Raw genomic sequence first — 9,031 nt, 5'->3', positions numbered from 1 at the left:
ATGCCCAAGAGTCCATATCGACGGCATTGTTTGGCACCTCGATGTCGGCTCATCGCATCCTGGGGCTGGAGCAGGTCCCAAGGGTTTGGCTGTTCGCCAATTAAAGCGGTACGTGAGCTGGGTTCAGAACGTCGTGAGACAGTTCGGTCCCTATCTGCCGTGGGCGCAGGAGAATTGAAAGGAGCTGTCCCTAGTACGAGAGGACCGGGATGGACGCACCTCTGGTGGACCTGTTGTGGCGCCAGCCGCATTGCAGGGTAGCTATGTGCGGAAGGGATAACCGCTGAAAGCATCTAAGCGGGAAGCCCCCCTTGAGACGAGTTCTCCCTGAGAGCCGTGGAAGACCACCACGTTGATAGGCCGGGTGTGGAAGCGCAGTAATGTGCGAAGCTTACCGGTACTAATAGCTCAATCGGCTTGATTACTCTCATTTGTCTATACTCATTCAAGGCGTCTTTTGCTTAAGCAAAAACGCCGAAACTAAGCGATAGGTGATTTGTTAAAATCACCGTTAGCGTCCCAAACGCGCGGTGAAAGCTTCAATCCCTTCGTAAATACAAACCAGCTTCTCAATTCTTGCTCTTAACCGGCCTGGTGGTTATGGCGAGGAGACCAAACCCGATCCCATCCCGAACTCGGCCGTTAAGCTCCTCAGCGCCGATGGTACTCCGTCTCAAGGCGTGGGAGAGTAGGTCACTGCCAGGCCTGTTAAGCGCAAGATCATAAAAACCCCCGTAGATAATCATCTCCGGGGGTTTTTACGTTAATAAATCAATGTTGATCAATACCAGTAATTGGAAAAGATAGTGAAAGGAAGCACTTGTATTCGTGTTTACTCGGTAAGAATTGTCTGTTTCTGAATTGAGCATTTTAATATTTAGAAACAAACGGATGGACGTTAGATAATTGGGGAAGCAATGCTATAGGGAGTTATGCGGAGAATATTAATTCAATTGGAAAAATATTTCTGCTACATGTCAACAATCTAATATATTGAAAAAAATAATCTAAGTGTTCCAAAACTCAAACTTGGGACAAGTGAAATATCAGCTATTTTTCAAGTCAATCTCGTTTTTCGTATAATAAATGTTGACGAATAATAAACTTACAGTTTGCCTTTTTTCTTTGTTCTATCCGAAATGGTTGAAATGATTGCTTCTGCCGTGTTGTTTATAAATTTGAATTCTTCCAGTTTTCTAAGTCAACGGTATGAATTGATTATAAAAATAATTTCACATTCAAAATGGGTAATTATTACTTTGTTTACCTATTCTTTTGGCTGTACCACAGTGTGGTTCGGGCGCATTAACATGTGATAATTCTATGTTCAGACGTTTGAGCTGTTTCCCATAAAAAGTAGACTATTCAATGCATTATCCCGATCTTCATGGGGGCGGTCGAGTGGTGATGCTAGAATCTTCAACTCAGGGAGGATAGTATGGAAACCGCAAAGAATATGGATCGTGGATCCTTTTTGTGGCGTTTCTCGAAGAATTTCAACTTTGCTGCGGATAAGTTGATTCCAGAGTCATTCGTTTTTGCTTTGATTTTGACAGCCATCGTGTTTGTGTTGGCATTTTTCCTGACGTCGTCAGGACCAATGGCCATCATCAGTGCCTGGTATGGTGGTCTGTGGTCAATGATCGCTTTTGCGTTCCAGATGACGATCATGGTGGTGCTCACCAGTATGGCGGCAAAATCTCCGCAAATGGAAAAAATCCTGTCATCGATCGCAAGTGCTCCGAAGTCAGCTGTTGGGGCTTATGTCATTCTGATCGTGTTTGCGACGGTCGCCAGCTGGATCAACTGGGCATTCGGAACTATCCTGTCTCCGGTCCTGGCCATGTATCTTTCCAAGAATATCAAGAGGGTGCATTTTCCTCTGATGATTGCTGCTGGTTATGCATGCATGGTGATGGTTCAGCCAATCTGCCCAAGTATTTCAGCTGTTGCCCTGCTGGCGTCTCCTGACCATTTCATGATTGATGAATTGGGTGTTATGCCGGTATCGGAAACTGCGTTCAACCCGCTTGGCTTGATTATGGTTGGCATCCTGTTCCTTGTTACCCTGTTTGTAACAATCAAAACAACGCCACCGGAAAAAGAAGTGATTTCCTTTGAAGGCGAAATCAATCTGACGAAAGAAGGCGAAGAAGAACCGAATGAAACCATTGCCGATAAAATGAATAACAGCCGTATTGCACTCGGTGTGTTTTCATTGATCGGTTTGATCTACATCGTCTATCACTTCGCAACAGGAAATGGGCTTAGCCTCAACTTCATCATTTTCATCTTCCTGATTGCAGACCTCATTCTCTACAAAACGCCTAAGAAGTTCGTTGATGCCGTAAAGCACAATATGGTTCTTGCCGCGAACGTCATGATTCAGTTTCCATTTTATGGTGGGATCATGGGTGTCATGGCCAAAACCGGCCTGACAGGTGTTCTGGCCAACGGGCTGATCGTCATGGCTAGCGAAACAACCATCTATTGGGCATCTTATGTTTCTGCTTCCATCGTCAACCTGTTTGTGCCTTCTCAAGGTGGTCAGTGGATCGTTCAGGGGCCAATTCTGGTTGAAGCAGCCAAAGCCTTTGATGCTCACATGCCATCCATCGTGACGGCCTTCATGCTTGGCGATGAAGCAACCAACCTTATTCAGCCTCTTTATATCATTCCGGCGCTCGCGCTCGTTGATATCGAGCTCAAAAAGGTTTGGGGCTTCATGGCCTTCATCTGGTTCATGTGGTTTGTAGCCACATCCATTGGGCTGATCGTTTTGCCCATGATCTTATAGGGCGACAAAGAGAATCGGTAATAACGAAGGGCCTTCGAGTTGATCGAGGGCCCTTTTCTCGTTCAGCCTTTGGTCGTGAGTTGAAACTGACAATCCGATTCTCGTGCTTGGCTGTCGCTTCTTGTCTGGAATGCACGAAAATGAATGGGCGTTTGGTGTGTTTTTTCCGAGTTTGTCCGCGCAATGCCGACTATTTTAATGAGGAGGCCAAACGGAGCATTGCCAAATTGTCAAAAGGATAGGAGACTTTAGGTGTGTTCGGGCGGATTGGTGAACCATCAGTCTGCGGTGTTGGTCAAGGGAGGGCTTTCGATTTGGTTTGTTTCAAGTTACACGCGCGTTTGGCGTCTCTGATGGCAATGATGGTGCTCGTTGCTACGCTGGTTTCCGAACCGGTCAAGGCTGCCAGCGATACGCCCTTCTTTACCGGTGTCTGGGAGTTGAAAGACAACAAGGGCGTTAGACCTCTGGTGATGAGTGATTGGCTCATTTTCAGCGGAAATCTGCCCGGTACCTGGCTCTATCTCAAACAGGGATCTATTCCTGGCCAGAGATTCGAGTTTTTCGCGCGCAATCTGAATGTGAATGGGCTGTCTGCTGCCATTGTTGATGTCGCAAAGATCGACGACACCCACATGATCTATCGTTTGAGCGCGAACGGCGAAATTCTGGAACAGGGCGAGGCAACACGCCTGAGTGTTCCAAATGCGAACAAGTCCTGTCTCGCGGTTGATACGGAGATGAAAGATCTGTTGGGCAGTTGGGTTTTGGCTTCAGACAAGAAACGCAAATTCAAATTAAGCGAGACAGAGCTGGATTTCGATGGTCGGAAACAGCCGATTACGATGGCGACCGTTCGCACAGGCCAGATTGGTCTGATGGTTTCAGGCAAGCCTTATGCCCTCTTCACCGATGCTGGTGGAGATTATGCGGTCTTGCAGGTTTTGCCTGCCGGCACGGAAGCTTTCACCGGCGGCCCCATTGGCCAGCATGTGAATTTCACCCAGGAGCTTATCGTTCGTCGGCCCACAGGTCGGTGTGATGCTGCGATTGCAGGACGTCTGAAGCTGCTGGGCAAGAAGAAGAAATGAAGGGCAACTGAGTGATTTGACGTCACTCATAGCCTTTCCATCCATTCGTCACAGAAACGATAGATGCGCCACATATCATGGTGCGCTTGGAGGCGTGCCATATATGTGGTTTTCAGGTTGGTGCCTGCTGTCGTTGCCGGGAGATTGACATTATGCAACTGGTTTCCAAAGCGAAGTCGTTTGGTGGTGAGCAACGGGTTTATCGGCATCGTTCAGAGGCCACCCGCACCGATATGGATCTTGCCGTGTTCCTGCCTAGGGAAGCACTGGAAGGATTCGTCTGCCCTACTCTTGTTTATCTGTCGGGTCTTACCTGTAGCTGGCAAGAGATTACCATGCAGGGATTGCCCCAGATGCATGCGGCAAAGCATGGGATGATTTTTGTGGCTCCTGACACGAGCCCGAGGGGTGAGCAGGTTCCAGATGACGAGCATTATGATCTCGGGCAGTCGGCAAGCTTCTATATCGATTCGACAGAGCAGCCCTGGTCTGAGCATTTTCAGATGGAAAGCTATCTGACGAAGGAGCTGCCGGGTTTGCTTCTTGAGGCCTTGCCTGTTGATGAGGATGCGATTGGCATAACCGGACACTCGATGGGAGGCTTCGGGGCCCTGATGCTGGCATTGCGGCATCCTGAGCTTTTCCACTCGGTTTCAGCGTTTGCCCCGATTTGCAATCCGACCCATTCCGTTTGGGGACGCAAAGCGTTCGAGGCCTATCTGGGGGAAGATGAAAGCGTGTGGGAAGCATATGATCCCTGTCTTCTTGTTCAGGAGAGAGGCTGGGAAGGCGACATCCTGATCGATCAGGGACTGGCGGATGAGTATTTCGAGGATCAGCTCGAGCCCTGGGCCTTCGAGAAAGCCTGCCGAAAGGCTGGCGTTGAGCTGACGCTCCGTCTTCATGGTGGTTATGATCATTACTATCATTTTATCGCAAGTTTTCTTGCGGATCACTTCGAGTGGCATGCAGATCGTTTGGCCGAGTAGGGCCAAACGGTTTCATTGCTGGGACATATCGACCCGATAAGGCGTACTTATCCTCAAATCCTAACCATTTTGCGTATTGATGGGTATTTGAGCCGTCTTGGGTCTTCTTTTCACGACCAGAATCTGTCAAAGAGTGGTCCCGATCCACAAATCCTTATTTCATGATTGGCCAGTTGCCTGCAGGCTGGATCAAAGCAGCTGGCCAGCCGCATGGGTCTGACCTTTTCAAGGGGTCAATGTCTTGGCCATGTGGTTGCGTTTGAGCCTTCCGTCTTGCGGCCTGCTGTTCTGAAGGCTTAAAGGGAAACAAAATGTCTGAAGGGTCTTCTTCGACTGATACGGAATTCCGGGAAGGGATCGGTCGTCAAATTCTTCTCGGTGCGCAGATGCTGTTTGTGGCCTTCGGGTCACTGGTTCTCGTTCCAATTCTGACCGGGCTCAGTTCCTCGGTTGCCCTGTTTACTGCCGGAGCCGGCACGCTTCTCTTCCAATTGGTGACCAAGCGTTCTGTCCCCGTTTTTCTCGCGTCCTCCTTTGCTTTCATTGCACCCATCATCTATGGCGTTGAAGCATGGGGCGTTCCAGCTACCATGTCGGGGCTTTTTGCTGCCGGTCTGGTTTATGTGTTGTTGTCATTTCTGGTGCGCTGGAAGGGCCAATCCATTATTGATCGCATTTTGCCACCTGTTGTTGTCGGGCCGGTCATCATGGTGATCGGCCTTTCTCTTGCTCCGGTGGCTCTCAATATGGCGCAGGGAAAGACCAGTGATGGAGCGGTTCAACTCGTGCCTCTGGAGCAAGCGGTGATTATTGCCCTTGTATCTGTTGGTGCCACGGTCATCATGACCTTGCTTGGCAAGGGCATGTTCAGACTGGTGCCGATCCTGTTTGGTATTGTTGCTGGCTACCTTACGAGTTTTGCGTTTGGTGTGGTGGATTTCTCTGCTCTGTCGACTGCGCCGATTGTTGCTGTGCCCCCCTTCGTTTTCCCTGAATTCAACCTTGAGGCAATTCTCTTCATTTTGCCTGTCGCCATTGCGCCAGCGATTGAGCATATCGGTGATATTGCGGCTATTTCGGGCGTTGCCAAGAAGGACTTCTTTGCCAAACCGGGCCTGAAAAACACACTGCTCGGCGATGGACTGGCTACAAGTCTGGCGGCCTTTTTCGGTGGGCCTCCCAACACGACCTATTCAGAAGTGACCGGTGCGGTTGCGCTGACCAAAGCTTTCAATCCCGCTATCATGACATTTGCGGCCATCTGGGCCATTGTTCTGTCCTTCTCCGGAACGCTGAATGCTTTGCTGAGTACTATTCCTGTGCCGGTGATGGGTGGCATCGAAGTTATTCTGTTCGGAGCAATTGCTGTGGTCGGGGTATCAACCCTGCTCAAGGTCGGTGACGAATTGACCGAGCCTCGCAATCTGATCATTGCCTCGGTTGTGCTGGTCGTCGGAATTGGTGGGCTGTCGGTCGGCTATGGCGGATTTGAAATCAAGGGTATCGGCCTTTGCGCCATCGTCGCGATCCTGCTCAATTTGATCCTGCCGCAGCAAAGAGCTGAAGCGAGTGTCGAGCCTGCCGAATAGGCTCATGTTCATTCTCATGCGCAAAGAAAAGGCCGTATCCCATGGATGCGGCCTTTTTTCGTATGGGGTGCCTGCTCAAACGCTTTGCCTTGCCCCTTCATCTCAGGAGTATTTGGCCAGAGTTTCCGTGATCAGCGTCTGTAGCCTGTCCTTGACCTGTCGTTTGACCGGGTGTGCTTTCAGATCAGGGTGATAAACCAGCCAGACTTCCTTGGGGTGGAGGATCTCGTCGGTGAGAGCAACAAAACCGGCCTTGAAACCAATCCAGGTGGGCAGAACTCCGATTGCCGTGTTGCCTTCGATCATGTCGACGATGCAGTCGAGCTGGTTGGTCACATAGCGCGGTTCGCGTTCATTGAGAATGGATTGAATGACCTTGTGAGAGGGGGAGCTTGGTCGGGTATGGCCAAAGCCGACCCAGTCATGTGCCTCCCATGTCGAGGGATCAAAAACATCGGGATGCTGTTCGCAATAGCTTTGGGACGCAAATATCTGGTGAGTGAGATATCCCAGTTTCACGGAGATGAGATTGCCTTGTTTGGGTACCCGGTTTCGGATCGCGATGTCCGCTTCAAGGCGCGATATGCTGAGATATTCATCAAGGGAAAGGAAATTGAAACTTATCTGGCGAGCACTCTCTCTCGAACCGCTTGGCGGAAGAAGCTTGTCGATATTTCTCGATAGCAGCAGCGAAGACCAGGGCCGGACCTCGATGGTCAGGCGTACCGCTTCCCTTGCCGCATTGGTCGAATTGGCCCGGCGTTGAATATCGGCGGCCGACAGGGCCATGTTGTTGGCCGCTTCGAGCAATCGCTCTCCTGCTTCGGTAAGTTCGAAGCCTGATTGATTGTGATCAAAGAGTCGAAGATCGAGGCTTTCCTCAAGGCGGGAAATATGGCGGCCAACGGTTGGCTGCGAGAGGCCAAGATCCGCAGCCGCTGCGCTCAAGGTTCCCGTCTTGGCGACGCGGAGAAAGGTCCGAATGGCATTCCAGTCAAAGGTCATGGTGCCTCCTTGCTCTATTCATTTTTGAATAACAGGATAGGATATTATTGGATTATTTTGCAAGGACAAGAGCGTAGTATCGCAGATGCTCCAACAATGACAGGAGGTCTTCATGCTTGTTTGGATTAGTACAACATTCGGGGTTAAGTGGCTTCAGGAAAGCGGTCTTGCAAAAGGGCCGGGCAAGTCGGACCCGCTTCCAAAATGCGAGAATTGGCCAGAGTTGCTGAAGGGGCTGTTCCTCTAGAAAAGGAAGGCTAATTCATCGTCTGAGTGGTGATCAGGTCAAAACGGGGCGCTAGACTTTACCCCGGTTTGGCCTGATTTTTTGTGGCAGTCTGTCAAGGCCGGTTCTGGCAAAGGAAATCGCCAATGCGTTCGACAGCGGCCAGAATATTTTCAAGGCTATTGGCATAGGAAAGGCGGATATAGCCCTCGCCATGAACCCCGAAATCGGGACCACCGATGGTTGCCACTCCGGCCTCTTCCAGCAGGCGGGAGGCAAGGTCCTTGGCCTTGAAACCGGTGGCGCTGATGTTGGGAAAGGCGTAAAAGGCGCCTTTGGGCATGACGCAGGACACATTCGGGAGTCCATTGAGCGCATCAACCACTGCTCTTCGGCGCGTGTCAAATTCCGCCATCATGGCCTCTGTTGCATCTTGCGGGCCGGTGAGGGCTGCAATGCCGGCAAACTGGGCAGCAGAATTCACACATGAATAGGAGTTGACGGCGAGCTTGCGCGCGTGATCGAACAGGCTTTTGGGCCAAACCGAATAGCCGAGCCGCCAGCCGGTCATGGCATAGGTCTTGGACCAGCCATCGAGCAGAATGAGGCGGTCCTGCAAGTCCGGATAGGCCGTGAGGCTCTGGTGCTCGAGGCCATCAAAGGTCATGCGGGAATAGATTTCATCGGAGAGGATCGCGACATCGGGCCAGTCAGCCAGACCTCTGGCCAGCTTGTCGATCTCGCTTCTGGGGGTGACGCCTCCGGTCGGGTTTGACGGGCTATTGAGGATGATGAGGCGTGTCTTTGGTGTGATGAGCGAGAGCAGTTCATCGGCAGAGAAGGCAAAGCCATTTTCTTCCCGCAAGGGTACTGGCACCGGCCTTGCTCCGGTGAATTCGATCATCGAGCGATAGATCGGGAAGCCGGGGTCAGGGTAGAGAATGTCGACGCCCTCGGTGCCAAACATGGAAATGGCCATATACATGGTCACCTTGCCACCGGGCATGATCATGACCTGGTCGGGGGAGATGGAGGCTCCGTATCGGCCATTGATTTCGCTTGCGACAACGTCCCGCAAGGCGGGGATGCCAATTGCGGGGGTGTAGCCGTGTTCTCCGGCTTCCAGGGCGGTGATGGCTGCCTTGACGATGTGGGGAGGGGTTTTGAAATCTGGCTGGCCGATGCCGAGATTTATGATATCGCGGCCTTGATCTGCCAGTTGGTTGGCTCGGGCTAGAACGGCGAAAGCGTTTTCGTCACCAAGATTGCTGAAATTGTGAATGGGATGGAGCATCTCTGTCTCTCGAAGGTCATGATGTCTTTGCCTCACGATA

The 9,031-nt window shown here is 51.0% G+C and carries 7 protein-coding genes and 2 rRNA genes; 7 read left to right on the top strand and 2 right to left on the bottom strand.

What is annotated here, in order from left to right; all coding sequences use genetic code 11:
* The 6 genes from ACHZB8_RS12500 to ACHZB8_RS12475 all read left to right on the top strand — a co-directional run.
* Positions 1–425, top strand: a 23S ribosomal RNA gene (locus tag ACHZB8_RS12500); the annotation flags it as partial.
* A gap of 165 nt (positions 426–590) precedes the next feature.
* A 5S ribosomal RNA gene (gene rrf, locus ACHZB8_RS12495) occupies positions 591–705 on the top strand.
* A gap of 733 nt (positions 706–1,438) precedes the next feature.
* Positions 1,439–2,797: a TIGR00366 family protein gene (locus tag ACHZB8_RS12490; protein ID WP_316860727.1), complete on the top strand. Its 1,359-nt coding sequence runs from the start codon at positions 1,439–1,441 to the stop codon at positions 2,795–2,797.
* A 353-nt stretch (positions 2,798–3,150) separates the two neighbouring features.
* Complete coding sequence (locus ACHZB8_RS12485; RefSeq protein ID WP_316860725.1) at positions 3,151–3,888, top strand: hypothetical protein; 738 nt, start codon at positions 3,151–3,153, stop codon at positions 3,886–3,888.
* Positions 3,889–4,040: 152 nt separating this feature from the next.
* Positions 4,041–4,877, top strand: a complete 837-nt coding sequence (gene fghA / locus ACHZB8_RS12480) for an S-formylglutathione hydrolase (protein WP_316860723.1) — start codon at positions 4,041–4,043, stop codon at positions 4,875–4,877.
* A gap of 311 nt (positions 4,878–5,188) precedes the next feature.
* Entirely contained in the window at positions 5,189–6,466 is a 1,278-nt protein-coding gene (locus ACHZB8_RS12475; RefSeq protein ID WP_316860721.1) for a uracil-xanthine permease family protein, read from the top strand.
* Between the two features lie 102 nt (positions 6,467–6,568).
* Here ACHZB8_RS12475 and ACHZB8_RS12470 read toward each other — a convergent pair whose 3' ends face one another.
* On the bottom strand, positions 6,569–7,471 hold the full coding sequence (locus ACHZB8_RS12470; protein WP_316860719.1) for a LysR family transcriptional regulator: 903 nt from the start codon (positions 7,469–7,471) through the stop codon (positions 6,569–6,571).
* Positions 7,472–7,583: 112 nt separating this feature from the next.
* Here ACHZB8_RS12470 and ACHZB8_RS12465 point away from each other — a divergent pair, with 112 nt between their 5' ends.
* A complete protein-coding gene (locus ACHZB8_RS12465) occupies positions 7,584–7,718 on the top strand; it encodes a hypothetical protein (RefSeq protein ID WP_316860717.1) in 135 nt (44 codons plus the stop codon).
* A 94-nt stretch (positions 7,719–7,812) separates the two neighbouring features.
* On the opposite strand, the gene ACHZB8_RS12460 is transcribed toward ACHZB8_RS12465, so the two are convergent.
* Entirely contained in the window at positions 7,813–8,991 is a 1,179-nt protein-coding gene (locus tag ACHZB8_RS12460; protein WP_316860716.1) for a pyridoxal phosphate-dependent aminotransferase, read from the bottom strand.
* Positions 8,992–9,031 lie beyond the last annotated feature (40 nt).

It is taken from the genome of uncultured Cohaesibacter sp., assembly GCF_963556055.3.
Lineage (GTDB): Bacteria > Pseudomonadota > Alphaproteobacteria > Rhizobiales > Cohaesibacteraceae > Cohaesibacter.
This window is presented reverse-complemented; position numbering and strand designations above follow the sequence as displayed.

Bases quoted from the DNA above. Each gene is read 5' to 3' on its own strand.
- ACHZB8_RS12460 (WP_316860716.1), bottom strand. From the start codon at position 8,991: ATGCTCCATCCCATTCACAATTTCAGCAATCTTGGTGACGAAAACGCT.
- ACHZB8_RS12490 (WP_316860727.1), top strand. From the start codon at position 1,439: ATGGAAACCGCAAAGAATATGGATCGTGGATCCTTTTTGTGGCGTTTC.
- ACHZB8_RS12465 (WP_316860717.1), top strand. From the start codon at position 7,584: ATGCTTGTTTGGATTAGTACAACATTCGGGGTTAAGTGGCTTCAGGAA.
- fghA (WP_316860723.1), top strand. From the start codon at position 4,041: ATGCAACTGGTTTCCAAAGCGAAGTCGTTTGGTGGTGAGCAACGGGTT.
- ACHZB8_RS12475 (WP_316860721.1), top strand. From the start codon at position 5,189: ATGTCTGAAGGGTCTTCTTCGACTGATACGGAATTCCGGGAAGGGATC.
- ACHZB8_RS12470 (WP_316860719.1), bottom strand. From the start codon at position 7,471: ATGACCTTTGACTGGAATGCCATTCGGACCTTTCTCCGCGTCGCCAAG.
- ACHZB8_RS12485 (WP_316860725.1), top strand. From the start codon at position 3,151: ATGGCAATGATGGTGCTCGTTGCTACGCTGGTTTCCGAACCGGTCAAG.